This is a genomic window from Phormidium sp. CCY1219, assembly GCF_055795085.1.
The window spans coordinates 19407-44182 of sequence record NZ_JAYFEQ010000531.1 but is presented as its reverse complement, the minus strand read 5'-3'; the positions used below and the strand labels follow the sequence as shown (position 1 = coordinate 44182).

Genomic DNA, 24776 nt, shown 5'->3' with positions numbered 1-24776 from the left:
CCTGGGCGGGAAACCCAGGGATGAAAGCGCATTTCCTGGCTCTTTCTGGCGCGTGCCGTTTGTCGTAGCGCGAGCTTTTATTACCACAAAACAGGACAGTCTGTCAACCCTTCAATGAGGGCTTGACAAAAATTAATCTTTGTGCTTTTCGGCAGCGCGTAAAATCAAGTTCCGGGCAACGGTTTGGGTGCCGGTATGCTCGAAGTAGTTGGTGGACATATCTAGGAAAGCGGCGACATAATCGAGTTTATCGTCGGCGATGTCGATAAATTGCTTCAAATGACTGAGTACGTTTTGTGGGTTGAGATTGCGAGATGCCACTAATTTATTCATCCACCCTTGCACGGAGGTAAAGGTTTCCCCTAAAAAGTTGAGTTTTCCGCTGTTGTTTTTGCCCGGAATTGCACTGCTAATGGTTTGAAAGGTGGGATTGGTTTCCAGTTGGGCGGGACTCATTTGCGTGAGAGTGTTATTCGCTTTTTGGATGAAATCCGGTCCGAGGGGAATTATGGCATCCACGCAGACTAATGCCGCCATCCGCATCACCGCTTCGTTATGATAGTTGGATAGAGCCGTGGCAAAGGCGGTAGGAGAGTTGGGAATGCCGTGCAGTTTGCTGTAGGCGATCGCTTCTACGGCAATTTTTAAGCACAGATCCAGGGTTTGCGTGGTGTCGGCTTTCGGGGTAAGTTTATTGAGGAAACCGAGAAATCCGATTTTTTCGCTGACTTTATTCGCCAGTGCTGCAGCACCTAGGGCTGTATCGGCGCGATCGACGGTTTGGTAAAGCCACAGGGCTTGCTGATAGCCCAGGGAGGAGTCATTATACAGGTCAAGGGCGCGATCGCGAATTTTCTTAATCTTTTTTTCCTTATGTTTGCCGGTCACTACAGCTATGCTGTTCTCAAAACCAACCAGGTTTTCCCATTCCCCGGGAACCACAAAATCTAGCGATCGCAGCATGTAAGTGGTGACACTGCTTTCGGGCAGGTTATCCACGGCTTCAATAATAGAAGGTTTTGCCATAACGTTATTTCGGTAAAAACCGACTCATACATCGGTGGGTCTGATTTCTATTGTAGTCCCGTTGCACGGCTTACGGGTTCCAAAAACGATGAAGTTGATTAGAGTCAAAGGATAGAATCAAGATTATGGCTCGATTTTCCGATTTTCCCCAATATTCCGAACGCTACGATCGCGCGGTGCAGTTTGCCCTCAGCGCTCACCGCTACCAACAGCGCAAACATCGCGATCTTCCTTATATCTTACACCCCCAAGCCGTCGCCAGCTACGTTTGGCTGCAAGGGGGTAGCGAATCGGAAGCGATCGCCGGCTGGTTGCACGACTACGCCGAGGATGTGGCCCCCTCGATCGAGGCAGGATTGCATACCCTGGAAGTGGAATTTGGCGCGGAAGTGGCGGCGATCGTTCGCGGTTGCACGGAATGCGATCGCACCGGATCGTGGAAAGAACGCAAGCAACGGTATATCCAGCAAGTCGCATCCAGTTCTGATTCCGTATTGCGCGTTTCTTTAGCGGATAAATACGATAACTTTGCCAATGGATATCTTAGCCTCGGCAAATCGCGCCCGGAATTGATTTGGTTTGGCTCGACTCTCGCCGAAATTTATCAGCAGCGCTTGCAAGAAAGTTGGTTGACCCGTCAGTTTGCTGCTGTAGTGGAGCGCTTGAAATTGCTATAGACAATCTGTTTTTTATTGGATAATTTATTGCATTTTGAGAGTTTTTTAATTGGAATTATGGGGATAAAAATATGGTGTGGTGCGTGACGCCCTGGCGTGGATTTGGGGGTTTGTCCCAGGGATGGGGTGACGGGGGTCACGCACCCTACGGTGGGGTGAATGGGGGGAGGGATTAGAAGTTGCTACTTTCGTTCGATTGAAATTCCAACTGCTGCTGCAACTCTTGGCGCAGGCGATAGAGGACGGTATTGGGTTCTACGCGAGATAAAATATCTTGGATGACCGTATTGGCACCTAAAGGACCCCAGGTACAGCCTTGTGCTAAATATACTTGTGCGGCTTGTCCCACTTTGTAGGTGCCGAAACCGGCCATTGAAGCTTGAGCGATCGCCGCACCAGCATAGCCGGTAATCCCGCCCACATCGCCAGTTGCGCCGACAATCGCCGCCGCACTCTTGCCAAACCCCATAAACAACCCATTTGCCAACTCACTCAGCAACAAACCGCTACTGCTAAATAAAATCTGCTGCCAGAGTTTTCCCGCCTCGTAGCCAGTCATCGGCAATCCGTATAACCGGGCCAGGGCGCGAATCAGCAACAAGTCAGCGATCGCACCGCCCATCAAATCCACCACAGCGATCGGATTGAGTGCCACCACCAACGCCTTATACTGAGCGAAGCGCCAAATCAACTGTTCCGCTTGCTCTTCGCGCGCTTCTATGCTACAATTAGCCAATGCTTCCTGCGCCTCTCTGGCCTGCACCAAGGCATTAATCGCCAATAGCGATCGCCCTTGCTGGTTCACCACCTGCAAAATTTTCTGTTTCAACTCGTCAATTTGTGCTGGTGGCGTTTCCCACTCGTATGACACCTGCCCGTCGGGCCATTCCACCCGCACTTGCAAGGGAGCCGGTTCTGCCGATACCATCACAATATCTTCCTGGTGCGGGAGACGGTCTACGGGTGCTTTTGCCTCCGCCTCACGCCAATCATCCTCCCATTCTGGGACGGTGCGCTTCTGCTTCGCCGAGGCAAAATACTGTAACTGTCGGTAAATTGCCCGCCGATCTTGCTCCGGATACAAGTCAACTTTATTAAACACCAAAATCAACGGCTTCTGGGTGCGGCGCAATTCGCACAGGGCGTCGTATTCGGTGCGGGTAATATCGCCAGAGACGACAAACAGAATCAAATCTGCCGCCTGGGCCACATTGCGCGCCATTTCCGATCGCGCCTGACCTTCCACTTCATCCAGTCCCGGGGTATCGATTAACTCCACCGGTAAATTGTCGGCCACATTCCACTGTACCGATCGCGGCCATTGGGTAATCCCATGGGTCGGGCCGGTGGTCAAGATTTTCTCACCCATCAGTGCATTCAACACCGCCGATTTGCCGCGACTGACCAACCCAAAGGCGGCGATGCGAAGCACATGGCGATCGAGCTTTTCCAGGGTCGCCGAGAGGCGATCGAGTTGCGCTTGTATCTGCGCCTGCTGCTTGACGTCCATTTCCCCGCGTCTGTTGCGACGAATGTGGGAATACCAGGACAGAGCTTGCCGGATGCTGGCGCGGGCGCTGTTAATCTGCGGATCTTGCCGAGGGGAAGCGGTTCCCATGGGCGGGGATTGGGATGAGTTGGGGGAATTAGGTGCTTGGCTCAAGGTTCGGAATCGATAAACGCTCTCCATCTCTATTGTCCTGCAAAGCTTGCACTTGTGCAGTGAGGCTTTCCGACTTCTTGGATTCCGGTGCCAAACGCTTCACCATTTGCTTGACAAATCCTTGCAAAAATGCTACGCGCTGATTTTGCTCGAATACGGCTTTTAACGTTTGTCCCAGTTTCTCCAAATTTACCCCGGATTCTACACTGGCATCTCGAGCTTGGAAATATTCGATCAAGCTCAATCCTGCCAACCGGGTGAGATACGCGGCGCTGATGCCTTGGACTAACCCTCCCGCCACGTAGGTGACGGCGTTGCTTTTCAAAATAGCGGTGACGGTTTGAGTAGACAGTTCCACTAACCCCAGTTTGACCAGTTGTTCCCCCAGGGCGGCGGCGATCGCCTTCTCTCGTTCTACCGAGAATTTTTGCTGGTAAATTTCCCCTAAATCGATGACTAATTGCGTGGTTACGGCACCCGTGGCGACCAAATCCAGTGCCGCCACCGGGTTGGCAAAGGCAGCCGCAGCGGAAATATACTGATATTTTTCTAGAACCCCCAAGGCGCGATCGCGTCTGATGTCATTCAATGTCTGTTGGGCGGCAGCTTTAATCCCGATCGCGGTGCGATAGCTCTGAGCTAACAAGAGCTGTTGCCGCTTTTCGCTGGCGATCGCGCTCAAGCGGGCGGTGAGTTCTCCCATATCCGGTGCGGGTTGTTCCATCGTTTCTTGCCAGGAGTCGTCACTTTGATACTGGCGCACTTTCACCGGGGCGGGTGCGGCGGCGATCGCCACTGCATCTTCGCTCTCCAGGGTCAGTTCCAAGCGATTTCTCACTTGCTGCAAAATTCCCGCTTGTTGTTCGGGCAAATAGCGGTCTTTTTTATTCCACACTACCACCACCGGCACGGAAGCATTCACCAATTGTTGTAAGGTTTGAAATTCCGGGTCGGTTAAGTCGCCGGTGGTGAGGAACAATACCAAGTCGGCGGCGGTGGCGGCATCCCATGCGGTTTGCGAAATGTTCCCGGCGGTATCGCCGCCTTCGGTGGCGGTAAATAATGCCGGAATTTCCCGAAAGGCGATCGCCCCGGCAGATGGTGGCGGGTTAAAGTTGGCATCCAGCCATTCTCGCAGGGTGGTTTTGCCGGTGCCTTTGCCCCCGAGGAGGGCCACTTGCAGGTCTTGGCGCTGGGTATCGCCGCAGAGACTTTCGAGGCGATCTCGCCACTGTTGGACAATCGGGGGGCGATCGCCTTCGCTTTCCACCTGGGTAATGATGGTTTGCGCCTGAGCGATCGCTTTGTCCAAGGTTTCGCGATTTACCGCTTCCGCCGCGATCGCTTTGATGGTGGGGGGGTCGCGTCTTTGGAATAACCAAAATCCGGCCCCCAGGGCGATCGCCCCCAGGATGCCGATTTCTCCCACTTCACTCCAGGAGTCTTGCACGCTCTCGAGTGCCCACAAGGCAAACGACAAACCAATGCCGCCAATTAAAATAGGTCGCCGCAGTTTAACCGCCATGATACTTGAGTTCCAATTTTTTCCGAATCGATAGATAGTTAGAGCGCGGCACAACCCAGAGGAATGCCTCGGCGCTGACGCCATCGCCCTCAATTTTATTGTACCGCTCATCCCCAATACCGAGGGGCAGCGATCGCTTCGTCGGATTTATCAACATGCAACAAACCCCTGCAACCATTTGCGATTGCAGGGGTTTGGGGGGTGGAATGGCGGGAGGCGGATTTGAACCACCGACCTTCGGGTTATGAGCCCGACGAGCTACCAGACTGCTCTATCCCGCGTCGTCGTTGTTTTGATTATAACCATAACTTAACCTGTTTGACAACCCCTTCGGTCAATTTTTTTTTGATTGCCCGGTCAAACCAGGATTGGTTAAGCGTTACAGCGATTATAGCATTCCCCCTGTCACGATGACCACCCTGGGGGCAGGGGAAATTTTTTGACGGGATTGCGGAGGTAGGAGGCATTTCCCCGGGGCATGGGGAGGCATTGCTTAAGAAAACATTAACAAAATGCCTGAATATCTGTTCAGATGTTATAGTTAAAACTGAAAAGCGATTCAAGAAAGGAAAAACAAAAATGGCTCCTGTAACTGACATGAAATGTGCTTGTGACTCTTGCCTGTGCGTGGTTTCCACAGATAAAGCCGTGATGAAAGACGGAAAATACTACTGTTCCGACGCCTGCGCCAACGGTCATCCGAATGGGACAGGGTGCGGCCACCAAGGGTGTGAATGCCACGCTTAAGCAGATCTCCAGCAATAGACAAAAAGACCCTCACTGCCGAACGCGAGTGCTTCGGCGGTGAGGGCGATCGCGTTAAGTAGAAGGCAAGTTATCGGTCGGTGGGGGTTCCGAGGGCGGTTCCTTACCCGGAATAAAATCTGGTGCGGGGTCGATAATGCGATCGCCGGCATCAATACAGATCGCCAACGCTTGGGTAGTAATCAAATCGATTTCATTTTTCAACCCCACCACACACTGGGCAAACCGTTCGGGCAATAAACTGCTACCGCAAAACTGCAAAATTGCCGGGGCATCGCTGACCTCAGAGACTTCGGCGATATCCACCACACAGGTTGCCAACTCCAGAGGACGCCGCACCTGCTGACAGGCAACCAAGGCATCGGAGGCGATAATATCGGTATTGACATCGATATCCACCACGCACTCGGCCAACTCTTCCGGGTCGAGGACCGAAGAACAAGCTAAGGCGACGCTTTCCGGAGGGAGTTGGCGACGCAACAGGTCTTCGGCGCAGATATCGTAAGGGTTAGCCGCCACAGCGGGTTTGAGAAAAGGGGAGAAGGTAGCGATCGCGGGCAACAAACCCATGCCAACGAGGGCCAATTTGAGGGGACTGCGAGGGAGGCGATCGCGGATTTGGCGAAACATTTGGGACTCCTCAGAAAAAAAACAACCGAAATTAGGGCATTACGGGTTTCCCCGACCCAATAAATCCAACAATGGATTTGAAAGTCGTTCCGTTAAAGATCTATACTAGAGAGTCTGGGAAAATAGTTTACGAACTGACGAGGAAACTTCATGGCACGATATCGAGGCCCACGGCTAAGAGTTGTACGTCGTTTAGGAGAATTGCCCGGTTTAAGCCGGAAATCTCCCAAGCGCACCTATCCCCCCGGGGAACACGGTCAGGGTCGGCGGAAGCGCTCCGAGTATGCGATCCGCTTGGAAGAAAAGCAAAAACTCCGCTATAACTACGGACTGAGCGAAAAGCAGCTTTTGCGTTACGTGCGTCGCGCGCGCCGCCTGACGGGTTCCACGGGGCAAGTGCTGTTGCAGTTGTTGGAAATGCGACTGGATAACACGGTTTTCCGTTTGGGGATGGCTCCCACGATTCCCGCCGCCAGACAATTGGTCAGTCACGGTCACATTCTGGTGAATGGTGGACGGCTGAATATTCCCAGTTATAGCTGTCGTCCGGGAGACGTTATCGCCGTCAGAGACCGGGATAGCTCTCGCAAATTAGTGGAAGCGAACCGGCAATCCCCCGGTTTGGCCCACCTTCCCAACCATTTGGAGTTTGATAAAGACAAACTGGAAGGCAAGGTGAACGGGATTATCGAGCGCGAATGGGTTGCCCTACAGATTAACGAACTGCTAGTGGTGGAATACTATTCTCGACAAGCGTAATTATTGGAATTGTGCTGCTTCTTACCGCGCAGCGTCATAAGTTTTGAGAAAGCCCCCAAATCCGTCAGTAAGGGGGCTTTTGATTTGGGGCAGGGTGGAGGAATTTGGCTGATAGGGGTCGCAAAAGCCTCGGGCGGGATGATTGGTTGGTTCCCGATGGGGATTAGCCGCCAATTTGGGACATGGTGCGGCTGTAGGTGCCGGTGGTGCCGGATTCGCGCTGTTTAAAGTTGATTTCGGGTTTGATGGCGAGCAAGCGAGCGACCTGTTCGCGAAGTTCCGGTAGGGGGGTGTGGTGGCGTAAGGCGGATTTTAAGTCGATTTGACCGATTTCGTTGAGCAGACAGGGGCGCAACCAACCATCAGCGGAGAGGCGCATGCGGTTGCAGCGATCGCAGAAACATTCGGACATTTGGGAGATAAAGCCGAGGGTTCCTTGGGCACCGGGGATTTGAAAGACATCCGCCGGGCCGTTCCCGCGAACGCGAGATTCATGCAAGCCCCAGCGATCGCGAAAAAGTTGGCGGAGTTGTTCCGAGGGAATCCACCCGCGATCGCCAAACAGGCGATCGTTGCCGATGGGCATAAATTCGATAAAGCGGACATGCCAGTGGCGATCGCGCGTTAATGCCGCCAAATCGAGCACTTCGCGATCGTTAACGCCAGGAATCACCACCACATTGAGTTTCAGCGGGTCGAACCCGACGCGATATGCCGCTTGAATGCCATCCCAAACCTGTTGCCACCGACTGCGCCCGCGAGTGCCGACAATTTCATCAAAGGTATCTGGATCGAGAGAGTCCAGACTGATGTTAATCCGACGCAACCCGGCATCGTAGAGTTGTTGTGCCATTGGCGCGAGTAAAAAGCCGTTGGTGGTCATCGAGAGGTCGCGAGTGGCGGGCAAAGACGCGATCGCCCGCACGATATCCACCACCCCCGGGCGGATCAGCGGTTCCCCCCCAGTCAAGCGAAATCGCGTAAATCCCAGGGGCACAAACACCTGTTCGAGTAAGGTTAATAATTCCTCATGGGTGAGCAAATTCTGTTGCAGGATATAATCCAATTCCTCTCCTTGCGGCATACAGTATTGACAGCGAAAGTTGCAGCGGTCAATCAGACTGATGCGTAAGTAATCCACTTGATTCATGCTCTCCCCCAATTCGGTGAACTTATCGAAAGCTGCTGCTTTCTTAATTTAACATTTTTTAAAACCGCCCCGGTTCTGGGAGCTTCACAGAACTCGCGAGAGACTCCCCCCTGGTGTCAGCATGACTATCCCCGGCGTTACCGTTTTCGCGAGACGTGGGGCAATCTTAGCGCTCGGTGAGGCTAGGGGCAAATAGCATCCATCGCCAATTCTGTCAAGTTTTGTTACTATTTTTTCTTGGCTATGCAATATTTAGTAATATTTTTTTGGAATAACATAAATCTGCCTTAAAAAGTTATGATTCTCTTACAAAAAGCCAAAGAAACTATTAAAAAGCGAAGGAATTCAAAAATCAGGGTGTATTGTAAGTTACAAGGAGTGAACTCTGGAGGTTGACACCACTGTGTCACGAGCCTGCATCAAACTCCCCAATGGAAAGTTGATTATCCCTGAAGGAATAATAAAGAAAAGTTAAAACTCACCTACAAATCCGTGAAGCAGGAAGACCCATTCCCAGAAGTTGGCAAATGAATCAGGTTTTTATCTGCACAGTGACCAACTGCTAGATAGAAAGCTAGGGGCTAGAAAAAGCGAGGATAGTATTGACCGATACCGGGCAAGCAAGCTATCGCGACAGCAACGAACTCGTATCGAGCGAGGGAGAGTCAGTCAATCCACCGCAACAGAAGCAAGAGGAAAAAAGATGCTACAAAAAATGCTGAGCGAACAAAACTTACAACCGTTCAATCAAAAGCCTGTAGAGAACGACGAATTTGTGGGAGAAAAAGGATTAGAAGAGATTGCTCGGTTAGCCGCTCAATTATGCAGCACGCCGGTGGCATTAGTGCAAAGCAAAGAGGGGGGTCAGCATTGGTTTAAAGCCAGACCAGAAGCGGGAATGGCGGAAATTGTATCCGGGTGGACTGAAGGGCGATCGCTGCATTGTTTTTCCATTGGAGACAAGAGCTGGAACGACTGCACGATCGCGTCTTCGTGCTTTAGCTTTTGCCAGAAGATACCCTTACTCGATGGGGAAGGCACTTGTCTCGGTCATTTGTGGGTAATGGATAACGTGCCACACAAGCTCGATACTGCTGTGGTGATGGCATTAGAAAGCTTAGGAAAAATTGCCGCACAATTGCTAAAAACCCACGGCAAAACACTCAGTCCTTTTTCCCGGAAAGCGGCGCGAATCAAAGCGAGACAGGAGGGGCAAAACCTAGAAGATGCGTTCAACGCCCATCCCGATCCCACTCTATTAATCGATTGTCAAGGAAAGATTTTACTCGTGAATCGAGCAGCAGCGAGACAGCAGGGCTATGAAGCGCGCAAACTCAACGGAACCTGCATTTACGAAATTTTACCCACCGAACTCGCGCAACAGATAAGCCACCACGTTAAAAAAGTAATTCAGACGCAAAAGCGAGAACAGTTTGGGACAAAGCGAGGGGATATCGACGCCAAAGGCACGATCGCGCCAATTTTCGATCGCAGAGGGAAGCTGAGCAAACTGGCGATCGTGATGCGAGAGACACAACTCGAGAACGCACTGCTCAAGACAAAAGCCGGGTTAAAAAACCCAAAAGGCGAGAAACTGCGAGATCCAAGCGGGCAATTGCAAGGGATGCGCGATCGCTTAACCCGAGAAATCGCCCGAGGGAAAACCCTAGAAACGCAACTGAGAGAAACCCAAGACATCGTGCAAGCGCTGCTCAACGCCACCCATGAAATCGCAGGCATTCTAGATCGCGACGGCACCATTTTAGCCGCCAACTCGATTGCGGGGCAACAACTGGGGATGAGTGCCAGTGAAATCATCGGTTTATGCGCCTACGACTTGTTACCATCCAAACTCGCCAACAGCAGAAAAGCCGCCATCGATCGCGTCTTCGAGACTGGAAAGCCGCAACAATTTGAAGACCGACATAATGGCAGAGATATCGACAACAGTATTTATCCCATCTGCACCCGCCAAAATCAAGTCACGAAAGTTGCTATTTTTGCCCGAGATATTACCGAACGAAACCCGTGCCAATTGCAGTTAAAAACCGAACGGGAAAGACTCTATCAACTCCTGGATAGATTACCCGCCTTCGTCTATTTGCAAGCCCCGGATTGCTCCATTCGGTTTGCCAACCGTTATTTTCGGGAAACCTTTGGCGAACCGCAAGGAAAATGCCGAGATAACCCGCCGGCAAAGATTCAAAACCCCGGCGAAGGATGTCCCACAAAAGAAGTGTTTAAGAGCCAAAAATCGCGTCAGTGGGAGTGGCACAGCGAAGACGATCGCACCTATGAAATCTACGACTATCCCTTTGCCGATATAGATGGGAAACCGTTAGTATTAGAACTCGGAATTGACATCAGCGATCGCAAACGAGCCGAAGAAGGATTGCGCTCCTCCGAAGCCCTGTATCGACTCATCCTCACCAATGTTTCCGATGCGGTATTCATCACCGACGACGAAGGAGCCTTAACCTTTATCTGTCCCAACGCCGAAGCCTTTTTCGACTATTCCGTTGCCGAAATGCAAGCAATGGGAAATATCAGCCACCTGATTGGCGAGGACCTATTCGATTTGCAACAGCTTAAAGCCGTTGGCGAAATTGAAAACATCGAGGGAGAAGTGCGGGAGAAAAACGGCAGACGCCGCACGGTTCTGATCAACGTGAAACGAGTCGCCATTCAAAACGGAACCACCCTTTACTGTTGTCGCGACATCACCGATCGCAAACAAGCGCAGATGGAGATGATGCAAACCAACTCCCTGCTAGAAGCCAGCGAAGAACGGTTTCGCCTCTTAGTCGAAGGCGTCAGAGATTATGCAATTTTCATGCTCGATCCGGTGGGCAAAGTGGTGAGTTGGAACGAAGGATCCGAAAGAATCACCGGGTATTTAGAACCCGAAATTATCGGTCAGCATTTCGGTTGTTTTTACACCCCAGAAGAGGTGAAAAACGACAAACCGCATCAGGCGTTGCGCTTAGCCGCCGTTGCCAGTCGCATGGAGGAAGAAGGGTGGCGCAGGCGCCATGACGGATCGTATTTTTGGGGGGATATGCTAATTGCCGCATTGCGAGACGAGAGGGGATATTTGCGCGGATTTTCCGTGGTCATTCGGGATATTACGGAGCGCAAGCGGCTGCAAGATAAATTATGGCACGCTGCCTTTCACGATGCCCTGACGGGGTTGCCCAACCGCGCCATGTTAACCGATGCCTTGTGGGATGAGCTAGAGGTGAAATCAGAGAAAGCCGAGTCGGGGTTTGCCCTGCTGTTTCTGGATTTAGATGGATTCAAATTGGTGAATGATTCCTTGGGGCATAATATTGGAGACGAGCTGCTGGTGGCGATCGCGCGACGACTGGAAAACTGCCTGCGATCGCGAGATTTAGTCGCGCGCCTGGGCGGGGATGAATTTGCCATTTTGCTGCGAGATATGCAAGAGATTGGCGAAGCGACAGCGGTGGCCCAGCGGATCCACCAAGTGTTAGAGGATCCGTTTCAGATTAAAAATCACAAAGTTTATACCAATGCCAGTATTGGTATCGCCTTCCACCGCAGTGCAGATGCGCGGGGAGGGGAATTGAGTGCCGGCGATCGCCCCGAGATTGGCGCGCATCAAGTGCGCCAGTGGCGATCGCAACAGCCCGAAGATATCCTCCGCCATGCGGATACGGCAATGTATCGCGCCAAACGAGAAGGGCGCGGCTGTTTCATGGTTTTTAACGAAACCATGCACGCCGGGGTTGTGGAGCAGTTAGAGTGGGAAAATGACCTGCGACGAATGCTGCAGCATCCCGAGGATGAATTGCTGCTGCACTACCAGCCGATCGTCTCCCTGAAAACCGGGCAGGTGACGGGATTTGAGGCCCTAGTCCGCTGGCAACACCCAGAGAAAGGGATGATTTCGCCGAGTCAGTTTATTCCGATTGCCGAACAAACGGGTGCGATCGTGCCGTTGGGGATATGGGTGCTGCGCGAAGCCTGCTGGCAACTGCGCCGCTGGCACGGGGAATTTCCCCGTACTGTGCCCCTGACGATGAATGTGAATTTGTCCGGGAAACAGTTTTCGCAACCGGATTTCATCGAGCAAATCGATCGCATTTTGGCAGAAACCGGGATTGATGCGAGCTGTTTGAAATTAGAAATCACCGAAAGCATGTTGATGGAAAATCCGGAAGCGGCAAATGCAATGTTGGCACAATTGCGAAAGCGTCAGATTCAGTTGTGCATTGATGATTTTGGCACCGGGTATTCGTCCTTGAGTTATCTGCGAAAATTGCCGGTGAATACGTTAAAAATCGACCGTTCGTTTGTGATGGATTTGGAGCGGGAGAAAAATAATGGGGAAATTGTGCGGACGATTTTGATGCTGGGGCATAATTTGCGGATGGATGTGGTTTGCGAGGGAGTGGAAACCCCCGGGCAGCTCGAGCAGTTGTCGGCGTGGCAGTGTGATTACGGTCAAGGATATTTGTTTGGCAAGCCGTGCCATCCGCAAACCGCATCCGAGGCGATCGCCACGGTTTATCGATGCAATCTTAGGGATTGATTTCTTGCACGGACCAACTGCGATCGCTTTGTCGCAAGTAGAGCCAGCGATTTTGCGGGTTGCCGCGCAATTCCAGGCACTCCACCCGGATCGGATCGAGCAACAGCAGGCAAAACGGGTCTGTGGGTTGCACCGGGTCCGGGGCGGGGGGGTCGAAGTCGGCGTTGGGGTGGCGAGGTTGTCCCGGCGCGGGCCATGCAAATTGCAAGCGGGCACTGGGGGAGAGGTCTTGCCATGCTATGTGGCGCGCTTGTTGCAATTCGGGGGTTTCGGCGTCGCTTTTGACTGAGGTGAGGGTTCCTTGCAGCCGATATTGTTCCCGGGTGATGGGAAAATACCAGCAGGCTTCGGCTTGGGGATTGAAATCGATTTGTTCGATTTTTTCGCTGCGCCCATCGGTGACGATTTTGAGCCGATCGCTGTCTTGGAGAAAGCCGCGAAACACTACGGTGCGGTTGGCGGGGCTGCGATCGCGGCGGATGGTAGCAAGCTGGAAATACTTCGCGTCGGCGCGGGCGCGGTTGCGATGGAGTGCCCGAGACAGGGGCGATCGCCAAGGTGCAAGAGACATGAGGGCTTTCCGATCTATTCCAAGGTTAGTGTTTTATTATACCGCTCCGGCGATCGCTGCGCGGCGCAATGCGCTGTAGGGATTCGGTGTTTCCGAGGGCGATCGCGGTGGCGATAAGCGAGGGGGTAGGGTAACATAACATATCCAAATCTGGGATAGGAATATTCTTAATTAAATCTTTAACGATCGCCTCTTGAGGCTTTATTTCTCTGACATGACTTCCGCACCTTTGTCACGGGTAGTCACGGGTAGGGGGGCAACGAGTTGCCCACCCTACAGGTAGTGCTTTATTGAATCTTTACCGGGGATGGGAATATTCTTAATTAAATCTTTAACGATCGCCCCTTGAGGCTTGGATGGTTTGAGTTTAGGTTGAGTTAAGTTCGAGCGATCGCGGGTTGGTGGCGGGCGGGTTCTCCCTCAGTTCAAAGCGTCAAGCCTAGGGTTGTGGCGGGGAAAATTCCTCTGGGGGCTGTCTGCCCCCTCACAATTTAAGCGAGGGACTTCAACCGGGTTGTGAGTCCCTTCTGCTACCATAGTGGACACCGGGGACAACACCCCATTCACGGGGAAGGGGGTAAACGAGAACCGGGAAGTGGTGAAAATATTAACAAATTTCAAGAACCCTTGACATTATGCGAATTTCTATGTAAACCCTTAATGAAAGGGGTCAACGGAATCCTGGGGCACTTCGGGTTTGGCGGGACCTATAATGGGCATACCACGGCGAATACAAGGTTGTGCGACAATCGGGCGCGCCCGATTGTTGTTGGTTGGAGTGTCGCTTTCCTGTAGGAGGGTGAAGTATGGGGTCAATTGCGAGAGCGATCGTTTTGCGGCACACTCGGCAGGAAAAAGCACTGGAGGGGCAACCGTAATGGCACGATCCGATCGCGGTTTTTTGGCTTTTGTCCTTCATTGATGGGATGGACATTGGCGGGAGATGCGCGCCTTTTCTCGATTGCAAAGCGATCGCATCCAATTGCAGTTATTTTACAACTTGTAAACACCGAGATGGGAGAGAGCGCGGCAATCTATGGCCGGCGCGGATGGTAGACTGCTGATGGTTTTATGTTAACGTAGAAAACGATTTTTCCACCTCAATGCCCGTGCAAAAATTCAAGGAGTATCGTAAATGGTGTTCGCCAGCCAATCTAGAGCAGTGGCAGGGAAATGCCCTCTTTTAATCCGCCAGTCAAGTCAGCGGAAAACTGCCTCTAAAAGCAGGTTTGGGGAGAGGCTTAAACTGGAGTTGGAAAATACAGAGCGCTTTGGGGAACAGCTAAAGTTAGCTCGTGAATTTAAAGCACAAAAAAAAGGAAGGGGAGTGCCAATCGGGAATGCACAATACCATCAAACAATTCAATGGAAAACCAAGACGGAGGCGATCGCTGCTATGGAGGATGAGCGCCGCAAGCAAGGTGATGGCTAAGGGAAAGCGTGCAGAAGCGATCGCGCCAGTGCAATACAGTTAGATGCGAACCGAACTGGGAAAAGAACATACAGGGGTCAATAAGATGTTAATACAACTGTTAGAAGATGCAGTGGTGCGATTCAAGTCGCGCAACTCAATGCAGGAAGGATGGGATGTTTCATGGGATGAAGCCATCGAGTTGATTGCTCAGGTGGCGAGGGAACTGAGTCGCCAGCGCCATCGAGATAGAGGTCAGGTGGAGAGCCACGGTAGAGGGGATAGATCCCCTGGCGACGCAGTTGCGCATTTCCGGGAGGAAGAGAGTTGCAAAGATGGAGAAGGGATTTCGGTTTCCACCCGGGCGCTGCTGTGCAATCAAGCGGGAGAGGGGGAAAACAGCAACCTCACCGAGTCGTGGTTGGATCCATTGACGCGGGGAGATCGAGCGAACCCACGAGAGATGTTCGCGGGTTTATGGTTGATCCAAGATGTACTGCAGCAGCTAACGGCTTTGCATGCATTGGATCGCGATCGCCCAGCAGATCCGCCCCAGGTGTCGGGTTCTGAAGGGGTGGAGGAACATCCCCCCAGGGAGGAACGGCAGTCAGGGTCATTGCTAAGGGAGGTTGACGATCGCGAAACCGAGGCAGGGGTACACTTGGCGCTACAACAGATGCAGCAGCACAAGGTAGAAAATCAAATTGCACCGACGATCGCGCCGTGGGGAACCCTCAGCCATCGGGTTTGGCAACATATTCCGCCCCCCCCTAACCCGCGCAGCCTAAGCGCGCGATGGGGGAGCGCAGATGTGTGGTTTCCGGGGGTACAACAGAGCGAGTCGGTGGAAATGCCTGGGTTGCCCCGATTAGAAGAGAGCGGCGAACCAGGGAATCGGGCAAGGGGGAGTTGGCAAGAAAGCGAGTGGGGAGATTATACCTTAGCCCAACACTGTCCGGTGGGAATGTTCTATAGCGATGCTGGGGGAGAGCGATTATTGTATGCCAACCCGCGCTGGTGCGAAATGACCGGGAAGCAACTAGGGGAAGCGATCGGGGTAAATTGGCTGACATGTATCCATCCCGACGATCGCGCCAAAGCAAGCGGGCGATGGCATGAGGCGCGGGAAGCCGAAGCATTATTTCACGGGGAGTACCGGGTACAAAATGCAGATGGCGAGACGCGCTGGGTGCTGGCGCAGGCGAGTCCATCCAGGGAAGGTGAGGGGAGACCGACGGGTTATGTGGGAACCCTGACCGATATTACCTATCGAGTGCGCGCCGAGGAGAAACTTCGCAAAGCTGCTTTTCACGACCCCTTGACGGGTTTGCCAAATCGCACGTTTTTCAAAGAGTGTTTGAGTCGGATATGCGAGAGACTCAGACGAGAGTCCGAGGAGATGTCGGCGGTGTTGTTTGTGGATCTCGATCGGTTTAAGGCGATTAACGATAACTTGGGCCATGAAATGGGCGATCGCTTGTTAAAATCGATCTCGCGGCGACTGTTAGCCTCGGTTCGCAGTGTCGATACGGTAGCGCGTTTGAGCGGCGACGAGTTTGCGATTCTGCTCGATGAGATCCAAGATGTGAGCGATGCCACCCGGGTGGCGCAGCGGATTCTCGCCAGCTTCAATTCACCATTCAAACTCAACGGGCATGAAGTGCTAACCAATGCCAGTATTGGGATTGCCTTGAGTCGCGATCGCGCCTCCGGGGTGGTGTATCATTCTCCAGAAGACTTGTTGCGAAATGCAGATACCGCCATGTACCGCGCCAAAACCCACGGACGCGGTTGCTACGAACTGTTCGATCGCACCATGCACGAACGCGCTGTGGCGCTGTTGCAATTGGAAAATGACCTGCGCCGCGCATTACCAGAAGCAAAAGCAGAAACTTTGCATCTGGATGCCACCGAGGACATGGAAGGCGGCGAAAATGGGCGGCAAGAAAGCATCGGATCGGTTCTGGATTGCTATGTGCCATCTGGCACTCGGTTCGGGGAGGGGGCAAGCGAGGGCCCCTTGTCGGAGTTTGCCATCTACTACCAGCCGATGATATCCTTGGAAACCGGACGGGCGATCGGCTTCGAGGCATTGGTGCGCTGGCAACATCCCGAGCGCGGTTTGGTTTCTCCCTCGGAGTTTATCCCGGTGGCAGAAGACATCGGGAAGATGCAGCAAATCGGTCGCTGGGTCCTGCAAGAAGCTTGCCGTCAGTTTAGCACTTGGCGACAGTTATCTCCTCATGCCGCTCACTTGACCTTAGGCATCAATTTATCCGGGAAACAACTGGCACAACCGGGCTATCTCGACCAAATCGATCGCATTTTGGCCCAAACCGGCATCCCGCCCCATCAATTGATGCTCGAAATCACCGAAAGCGTGCTGATTCAACATGCCGAAATGGCTAGCCAACTGCTCGAAGCATTAAAACGCCGAAAAGTGCGGGTGTGTATTGACGATTTCGGTACCGGGTATTCTTCTTTGAGTTACCTGCATCGTTTTCCCATCGATACTTTAAAAATCGACCGTTCGTTTATTAGTCGCATGAGTGCGGATAGCGACACCGCCGAGTTGGTTCGTTCGATTATCACCATCGCGCATCATCTCGGACTCGAGGCGATCGCGGAAGGTGTAGAAACCGAAACCCAGTTAGTGCAACTGTGGACCTTGAAATGCGAAGTCGGACAGGGGTATTTTTTCTCGCCACCTTTAGATCCTACAGAGGCAGAAGCATTAATTTTATCCTCGCCGCAATGGTAATTCGCCCATTGGAGAGAATTTAAAAAATTTTAACCCTGAGATTTTTCGTGGTGCAGGTTGACACAACCCCGCCAATTCCGTGCGGATCTATCCGGAACGTTCACTTTAACAATGCTCGCAGAGGCGGGAAGGAGAAACAACTTAATGGATTCCCCAATCCAATTTAAAATTTGAGAAACGCCGATTGGGATACAGGGGATTGGGTACCCAAATCCGTTGTTTTAAAACAGATAAAGCGGTGGCTTTAGCAAAAACAAAACCACAGGTTTCGGCGTTCCAATGCGGGCAGCGGCTCAACTGACACCGGGAAGAAAAAAAGCACCGATTTCGTGAAAGTATCCGCCACGGATCGAGAACCACACCCAAGGATATCCCCACCGAGATAAAGCTTAACGCCAAAAGAGAAATTTAACAAAAATTAATAAGAGGGCACAAGGACCCTTTGCATCGAGCGATCGCCTCAGCCATTAATCCAAAACGAGTTTTAATTTTGTGTAATTTGCTGCTGAATTAAAACCCAATTCTGTAATACCGTATTAAGGATCGGTTAAGAGTAGATTTTAATTGGATCGATCCTCGATGTTCCAGATGTCGGACCGCAAAGCGAAGCAGGAGGTGGGTCAACCCAGGTATGGCCGAACCACGCAGCACGACAGCCGCCGAGAGTCTGCCGGCAGGTTTAGAGCGCTCATTAGACCGCCTGGAAAGGGAAAATCGGCCTTAACCCATCACCGGGGGTAGAGAGGTCGCGACCCCCGACGGGGGGAATTTCGGGAGGTTGCTATTTCAACCGCCAGCCGCCAAATGGGTGCAGTCAGAAATAGGTGTATCGGGGGGAAGAGTGGGGAAGCGCCGAAAGCCGTGCTGCACCCCCGAGAACCCGTCCTCCCTCACCGCAACATCGGTCAATCCAGGGCGCGGTTTTCCAGCAGTTCCACCCGGGGGTGCATCGAGAAAGGGAAAACGGCAGATTATCCAAAGGAAATGGAGCGATCGCGTCCTCGACAAACAGCCAATCCCAAACCGTCAGAGTCAAACGAATACCCGTGGAACACCAAAACAAAAGCATTACCGCCATTATGAGCCTGTGCCAATCCATCCACCAAACCCAATCTCTGGAAGTGGTGCGCCAGCCGAATCGAGCGTCTTTATTGCAATTGCAAACCATCGGCTTAAAACTCGCACAAGCCGACGATTTTCACAGCGCCTTAAACTTAGCCGTGCAACAAGTGTGCCAAAGTAGCGGGTGGGATTATGGAGAAGCGTGGGAATTCAACCCGCAAACCGGCTATCTGCAATGCAGGCGAACTGACTACGGGCCTCAGGCACACCGAGACCCCCAGGCATTTCCCGGATTAGAACACTTCAGACAGCACAGGGAAACCCTTAGCTTTCTCCCCGGGATGGGACTTCCCGGACGGGTGTGGGTGCAAAAACAACCAGAATGGGTGCCGGATATTTCCCAACTCTCGCCATCTGTGTTTCCCCAGGTTCGCCTAGGGCGCAAAATCGGCCTCAAAGCCACCTTTGCGGTGCCGATTGTGGCGGAGAATCGGGCGATCGCCGTGCTGCAATTCTTCACGTTCAAATCGCGCCCGGAAGATCGCCGCATGGTGGAACTCATCTGCGAGATTTCCACCCATCTCGGTGCGGTGATTCAACACAAACAATCCGAAGAAGCCTTGCGTCAAGCGGAAGAAAAATATCGCCGCCTGTTCGAACACTCCATCGAAGGCATCTTTCAAAGCACCCCCGAGGGGCATTACCTGCTGGTCAATCCCACCTTAGCTCAGATTTACGGCTACGACTCTCCCGCTGAATTAATCCGGGAAATCTCCGACATCGAGCATCAACTGTATGTGGATCCCAATCGTCGCGCCCAATTCAAGCGCCTGCTGGAAGAAAACGATGCCTTGTGGAACTTTGAGTCGCAGTGCTATCGCAAAGATGGCAGCATTATTTGGATCGCCGAAAACGCCCGGGCGATCCGGGATGCCAACGGCGTGCTTCTCGGTTACGAAGGCACGGCGATCGATATCACCCAACGCAAACAAGCTGAAGCTCGCTTCGCCGCATTAGTGGAAAATTCCTCAGATATTATCGCGATTCTCGCCGCTGACGGCACCATTGAGTATGGTTCTTCTTCCCTCGATCGCCTCTTGGGATACAACCCAGAAACCCTCGTGGGGCAAAATTGGTTAGAGTACGTCCACCCAGAAGACCGATCGGCGGTTGCCGATGTGCTGTTGACGCCCCCCGCCTCACCCCCGGACGATCGCCCCGCACAGACGGATTGTGCTATCCCCCCTGCCCCTTCCCCTTCGGCAACTGCTGCGATCGAGTATCGCTTTCGTCATGCCGATGGCAGTTGGATCGATATCGAATCGGTGAGCAATCGCCGACTCGACGACCCCACGATCCAAGGCATCGTGGTGAATTCGCGCAGCATCGCACAACGCAAGCAAGCCGAGTCACAACTGCACCACCGACTGCTGATCGAAGCCGCTTTATCTAAAATTTCCCGCTTGTTTGTCTCCTCCCGGGAACCGGATTTCGGCAAAATTCTGGCACTGCTGGGCATTGCGGCTCGGGTGAATCGGGCGTATATCTTTTCCCTGGACGAGCATGGCAGAAGTATGAGCCAGATTTATCAGTGGTGCGACAGAGACCAGGAGGCAGAAAGCGAGGCCAATGTTTATCTGGACCCGCGCCAGTTTCCCTGGTTAATGCAGCAGCTCTTCACGGGGGAAATTTGCCCGATTGAGGAGGTGGACGAACTCCCACCGACAGCTCGTGCGGAAAAAGCACTGTTGCGGCGGCTTCATGCTCGCGCTGTGCTGCTGGTGCCGATTTATTCCCCCTCCGACACTCTGTGGGGATTTATCGGATTGGACGCGAGGGAACAACGTCGATGGTCTCCGGGGGATGTGCATTTGTTGCGCGTTATCGGTCAAATGATGTCGAGTTACTATCAGCGCAAGCAGGCGGAATCGGCTTTGCGACAGGCGGAGCGCAAATATCGCAGCATTTTTGAAAATGCGGTGGAAGGGATTTTTCAAACCACGCCGGCGGGCCGTTACTTGACGGCGAATCCGATGTTAGCCCGGATTTATGGCTATGATTCGCCAGCACAGTTAATGGCACAATTGACGGATATCGAGCATCAGCTCTACGTGGATCCGCAACGCCGACAGGAGTTTCGCCGATTGTTACAAGCACGGGAAGCAGTGTGGGGGTTCGAGTCTCGGGTTTATCGCCGCGATGGCAGCACGATTTGGATTTCGGAAAGTGCCCGCACAATTCGGGATGCGAATGGCCGATTGCTGGGGTATGAAGGAACGGTGGTGGATATTACCCAGCGCAAGCAAGCGGAAGCGGAACTGCACCAGCGCGATAGTTTGCTGTTGGGCGTGGCGGAGGCAATGAATCATTTGCTCACGGAACTGAGTATGCCCGAGGCGGTGATGAAGGCATTGGCGACTCTGGGCACGGCGGCGGGGGTGGAACGAGTGTATATCTGCGAGGCGATCGCTCGCCGAAGCAATCCAAACCATCACTCTATTTCTCACGAATTGGGTAACATTTGCCATCCCGACAGTCGGGAGTTGGCAGCTAATTGTGCTAATTTTGAGGGAGTTCGGGCTTGCGAGTTTATCGTGCGGTTCCAGTGGCGCTGCAACGATCGCGTATCGGCCAAACGGGAGGGAAGTTATACAATTGGCGAAAATTCTAGCGCGTTGGAGGCGTTGTGCCTGGGGAACCCCCGCGCCATTTTCGCACAATCAGCGCCGGAGGGAGAACGCGCGAGCTTGCAGGCAGAGGGCACTCAGTCGATGCTGATGGTGCCGATTTTGGTGGAACGGGAATTTTGGGGGTATATTGGATTTGATGCTACGCGATCGCCCCGCAGTTGGTCGAAAAGCGAAGAATCGATTTTAATCGCGATCGCCGCTAGTATCGGCGGTGCCCTACAGCGCCATTACCAAGAAGAAATCATTCGTCATCAAGCCTATCACGATCGCCTCACTGGGTTGCCTAACCGTCAGGTCCTCGACGAACGCTTGCCCCTGGCGTTGGAAACCGCTCGCATTTGCGGGCACCAAGTGGCAGTGATGTTCCTCGACTTGGATCGGTTTAAAATTATCAACGACACCCTCGGTCACGCGATCGGGGACGAATTGCTCGAACGCGCTTCGGTCCGCCTGCGAAACTGCCTGCGGGAAGAGGATATTATCGTCCGCTGGGGCGGGGATGAATTTATTCTCCTGCTCGATCGCCTCAGTACCCCTGAAGATGCCGCACAAATCGCCGAACGCCTCCTGGAATGTCTCCGCCCCGCTTTTTATATCGAGGGCAATCAACTCTATATTACCGGCAGTATCGGCATTGCTCTCTATCCCAGCGACGCCCACGATGCGGAAACCTTGATTAAAAATGCCGATATAGCATTATACCGCGTCAAGGAACAAGGGCGCAATGACTATCAGTTATATGCACCGGGAATGAATTCTCAGGCTTCGGAGTTGTGGGTGCTTGATAATTACCTGCATACCGCTTTCTCCACTCAGGAATTTCTGATTTACTATCAGCCCCAGGTGAATCTTCACACCGGGAAAATTACCGCAATGGAAGCCTTACTGCGCTGGCAACATCCCACGTTGGGCGTGATTCCACCGGATAAATTTATGCCCTTGGCAGAAGAAAATGGCTTGATTTTACCCTTGGGTCTTTGGGTATTGGAAACCGCTTGCGCTCAACATCAAAAATGGCGGGAATCCGGTTTGCCACCAGTGCGAATGGTGGTCAATCTTTCGGCGCGACAGTTTCAACAACCGAATTTGGTGGAGGCGATCGCTCAAGTTTTACGCACCACCGCCTTGGATTCCCAATGGTTGGGATTGGATATTACCGAAACTACCGCTATGCAAGATGCTAACTTAACCGTGGAGGTTTTGACTCAGTTGCAGCAAATGGGCGTCTCTACCGCGATCGATGATTTTGGCATCGGTTATGCTTCTTTAAATTACTTGAAAAAATTCTCGTTCCGAATGATTAAAATTCATCAATCATTTGTGGGAGATTTGGCCAAGCAATCTAAAGATTATGCTATCGTTTCCGCCATTATCACTCTGGCAGAACAATTACACATGAAGGTGGTAGCAGAAGGGGTGGAAACAGAAGCGCAACGGGATTGTTTGCTACAGTTAAACTGTCACGATATGCAGGGCTATCTGTTCAGTCGTCCCCTGGATGCTGAAGGCGCAACCCAATTGCTTCGGGATGGACTTTGGGGGCAAAATAACTGACAATCTTCATCCCTGTTGGGGCGGATGACCACAGGATTTCCAGGAGGAATCTTGCCGATTCACTCGCCCCGATCGCCCGCCCAAAGGTGGGACAATTATCTCAGATTAATCCCCTCCCCTCTGCGATGCCTTTTCCCGGTTTAGGGGAATTTCGATGGTAAATTTCGCGCCTTGTCCGGGGGTGGAAGAACAGGTTAACTCGCCGTGATGTTTTTGCACGACTATCTGATAGCTAATCGATAATCCCAAACCAGTACCCGACCCCACCGGTTTGGTGGTAAAAAATGGATCGAATAACCGCGATCGCCTCGATTCGGGTATCCCCGGCCCATTATCCGCGATCGCGATTTGCACGGCGTTGTTATCTGGGGTGACTTCGGTGCAAATGTGAATGGTCATTTGGGGTTGGTCATTGGTCATTTGTCCTTTGTCATTTGAAGCTGTTACCGATGACGAATGACCAGTGACTGATGACTCTAGAGCATCGATCGCATTATTGAGTAAGTGCATAAACACTTGATTGAGCTGACTGGGATAACAAGTCACTTTAGGCAAATGGCCATAGTCTTTTTTGACGTGAATAGCGCAGTGGTTGTGGGATTGTCCGAGGCGATGTTGTAACAGGGTTAAGGCATTTTCAATTCCGTCGTGGATATCCACGGATTTCATTTCAGATTCATCGAGGCGGACGAAATTTTTCAGAGACAGGACGATTTTCTGGATGCGCTCGGAGCCAGATTTCATCGAGTTTAGCAGATTTTTAATATCGCTGGTGATGAACTCTAAATCGATGTGTTGGATGGAGTCTTCTACGGTAGAAGTAAGGGGGCATTCTTGCTGAAATAGTTCGATGAGTTCGAGTAAGTCTTGAAAATAAGCAGAAACATGGGTAATATTGCCGTAGATAAAGCTAACGGGATTGTTGATTTCGTGGGCAATACCGGAAGCGAGTTGGCCTAATCCGACCATTTTTTCATTTTGGACCAGTTGAGTTTGAGCTTGTTTGAGTTGGGTTAAGGCTTGTTCGAGTTCTTGTTTTTGGGTTTGAATTAAGGCTTGGGCCTGGAGTCGTGCGGCTTCAGCTTGCTTGCGATCGGAGATATCCCGGGCGATCGCGAGCACTTCATGCGGACCGCTTGTGACAAACCTCACCTCATAGGCGTGCCATTTGCCATTTACTTGTTGCATGTATTCGCCAATTTGGACTCGAGAGGCGCGCAGAGTTTGCTCGACGTAGTATAACACCCAGATTGCGAGGTCGCTGGGTAAGGTATCGGAGACATATTTGCCGATCGCGCTGTCTTTGGAGAGGGGATCGGCGATCGGGAAAATCACCGCATTGTGCATCGGGGTGTCTGCATGTTTCTCCTCGGGGGAAATATCCCTGGCGATCGGCTGATTTTTGGCAAGGCGATAATCCAATAAAGTTCCCTCGGCGCTAATGCGAAGCATCAAATCGGGAATCGCTCTCAAAAGGCTTTGATTTTTGGCTTCGCTTAACTCTAATTCGGATTGAATTTTTTCTCGCTCTTGGATTTCCCGTTGGAGGGAATTATTTTTCTCTTCCAGGCTGCTTTGCAGTCGGCGCAAATGCAGGTGGGTTTCCACCCGCGATAAAACTTCTTTGTCTTGGAAGGGTTTAGTGATATAATCCACTCCGCCCACTTCAAAGGCTTTTACTTTATCCAAAACGTCATTGAGCGCACTGATAAAAATCACCGGAATTTGTTCCGTTTTCGGGTTATTTTTTAAGTGCTGACAAGTCTCGTACCCATCCATCTCTGGCATCATCACGTCGAGGAGAATCAAATCTACGGGGACAGTTTCACAGGCGGTGAGGGCCATTTTCCCGGTTACGGCTTTATGGACTTTGTAGCCTTCTGGGGTCAAAATGCCCGCCAAAACCCGCACGTTATCGGGGCGATCGTCTACGACAAGAATATGTCCGGCATTGGCTAAATTTTTTTCTAAGTTCAT

15 protein-coding genes and 1 tRNA gene are annotated in these 24776 nt (G+C 52.2%); 7 read left to right on the top strand and 9 right to left on the bottom strand.

The features are described 5' to 3' along the window. Nucleotides 1-132: 132 nt before the first annotated feature. Complete coding sequence (locus tag AC0QH1_RS14595; RefSeq protein WP_324631909.1) at nucleotides 133-1026, bottom strand: hypothetical protein; 894 nt, start codon at nucleotides 1024-1026, stop codon at nucleotides 133-135. Between the two features lie 125 nt (nucleotides 1027-1151). Between AC0QH1_RS14595 and AC0QH1_RS14590 the strand changes: the two genes are divergently transcribed. After that, on the top strand, nucleotides 1152-1703 hold the full coding sequence (locus tag AC0QH1_RS14590; protein ID WP_324631908.1) for an HD domain-containing protein: 552 nt from the start codon (nucleotides 1152-1154) through the stop codon (nucleotides 1701-1703). A 172-nt stretch (nucleotides 1704-1875) separates the two neighbouring features. Here the strand turns inward: AC0QH1_RS14590 and AC0QH1_RS14585 are convergent, their stop codons facing one another. The 4 genes from AC0QH1_RS14585 to AC0QH1_RS14570 form a co-directional block, all read right to left on the bottom strand. Continuing rightward, the gene (locus tag AC0QH1_RS14585; protein ID WP_324631905.1) at nucleotides 1876-3321 is read right to left on the bottom strand and encodes a GTP-binding protein; all 1446 of its coding nucleotides are present in this window, start codon (nucleotides 3319-3321) and stop codon (nucleotides 1876-1878) included. A gap of 28 nt (nucleotides 3322-3349) precedes the next feature. After that, nucleotides 3350-4891, bottom strand: coding sequence for a YcjF family protein (locus AC0QH1_RS14580; RefSeq protein WP_324631904.1), 1542 nt, complete (start codon nucleotides 4889-4891; stop codon nucleotides 3350-3352). Then, nucleotides 4881-5048, bottom strand: coding sequence for a hypothetical protein (locus AC0QH1_RS14575; protein WP_324631903.1), 168 nt, complete (start codon nucleotides 5046-5048; stop codon nucleotides 4881-4883). Before AC0QH1_RS14575 ends, AC0QH1_RS14580 begins: the two co-directional genes overlap by 11 nt. A 50-nt stretch (nucleotides 5049-5098) precedes the next feature. Then, nucleotides 5099-5172, bottom strand: a tRNA-Met gene (locus AC0QH1_RS14570). Between the two features lie 298 nt (nucleotides 5173-5470). On the opposite strand from AC0QH1_RS14570, the gene AC0QH1_RS14565 reads away from it, so the two are divergent. Then, the gene (locus AC0QH1_RS14565) at nucleotides 5471-5638 is read left to right on the top strand and encodes a metallothionein (protein ID WP_324631902.1); all 168 of its coding nucleotides are present in this window, start codon (nucleotides 5471-5473) and stop codon (nucleotides 5636-5638) included. 72 nt (nucleotides 5639-5710) lie between these two features. On the opposite strand, the gene AC0QH1_RS14560 is transcribed toward AC0QH1_RS14565, so the two are convergent. Next, a complete protein-coding gene (locus AC0QH1_RS14560; protein ID WP_324631901.1) occupies nucleotides 5711-6286 on the bottom strand; it encodes a hypothetical protein in 576 nt (191 codons plus the stop codon). 150 nt (nucleotides 6287-6436) lie between these two features. On the opposite strand from AC0QH1_RS14560, the gene rpsD reads away from it, so the two are divergent. Beyond that, complete coding sequence (gene rpsD / locus AC0QH1_RS14555) at nucleotides 6437-7045, top strand: 30S ribosomal protein S4 (protein WP_324631900.1); 609 nt, start codon at nucleotides 6437-6439, stop codon at nucleotides 7043-7045. Between the two features lie 163 nt (nucleotides 7046-7208). Here rpsD and moaA read toward each other — a convergent pair whose 3' ends face one another. Further along, nucleotides 7209-8195 (bottom strand): GTP 3',8-cyclase MoaA, encoded by a 987-nt coding sequence (moaA, locus tag AC0QH1_RS14550; protein WP_324631899.1) that lies wholly within the window; start codon nucleotides 8193-8195, stop codon nucleotides 7209-7211. A 703-nt stretch (nucleotides 8196-8898) separates the two neighbouring features. Here moaA and AC0QH1_RS14545 point away from each other — a divergent pair. Further along, on the top strand, nucleotides 8899-12750 hold the full coding sequence (locus tag AC0QH1_RS14545) for an EAL domain-containing protein (protein WP_324631898.1): 3852 nt from the start codon (nucleotides 8899-8901) through the stop codon (nucleotides 12748-12750). On the opposite strand, the gene AC0QH1_RS14540 is transcribed toward AC0QH1_RS14545, so the two are convergent. Continuing rightward, entirely contained in the window at nucleotides 12740-13321 is a 582-nt protein-coding gene (locus AC0QH1_RS14540) for an Npun_F5749 family FMN-dependent PPOX-type flavoprotein (RefSeq protein WP_324631897.1), read from the bottom strand. The two genes, AC0QH1_RS14545 and AC0QH1_RS14540, sit on opposite strands and share 11 nt — an antisense overlap. A gap of 1135 nt (nucleotides 13322-14456) precedes the next feature. On the opposite strand from AC0QH1_RS14540, the gene AC0QH1_RS14535 reads away from it, so the two are divergent. The 3 genes from AC0QH1_RS14535 (at nucleotide 14457) to AC0QH1_RS14525 (ending at nucleotide 22799) form a co-directional block, all read left to right on the top strand. Continuing rightward, on the top strand, nucleotides 14457-14753 hold the full coding sequence (locus AC0QH1_RS14535) for a hypothetical protein (RefSeq protein WP_324631896.1): 297 nt from the start codon (nucleotides 14457-14459) through the stop codon (nucleotides 14751-14753). Nucleotides 14754-14838: 85 nt separating this feature from the next. Then, nucleotides 14839-17493, top strand: coding sequence for a sensor domain-containing protein (locus AC0QH1_RS14530; protein ID WP_324631895.1), 2655 nt, complete (start codon nucleotides 14839-14841; stop codon nucleotides 17491-17493). Between the two features lie 824 nt (nucleotides 17494-18317). Beyond that, nucleotides 18318-22799, top strand: a complete 4482-nt coding sequence (locus AC0QH1_RS14525; RefSeq protein ID WP_324631894.1) for an EAL domain-containing protein — start codon at nucleotides 18318-18320, stop codon at nucleotides 22797-22799. A gap of 105 nt (nucleotides 22800-22904) precedes the next feature. On the opposite strand, the gene AC0QH1_RS14520 is transcribed toward AC0QH1_RS14525, so the two are convergent. Further along, nucleotides 22905-24776, bottom strand: a complete 1872-nt coding sequence (locus tag AC0QH1_RS14520; protein ID WP_324631893.1) for a response regulator — start codon at nucleotides 24774-24776, stop codon at nucleotides 22905-22907.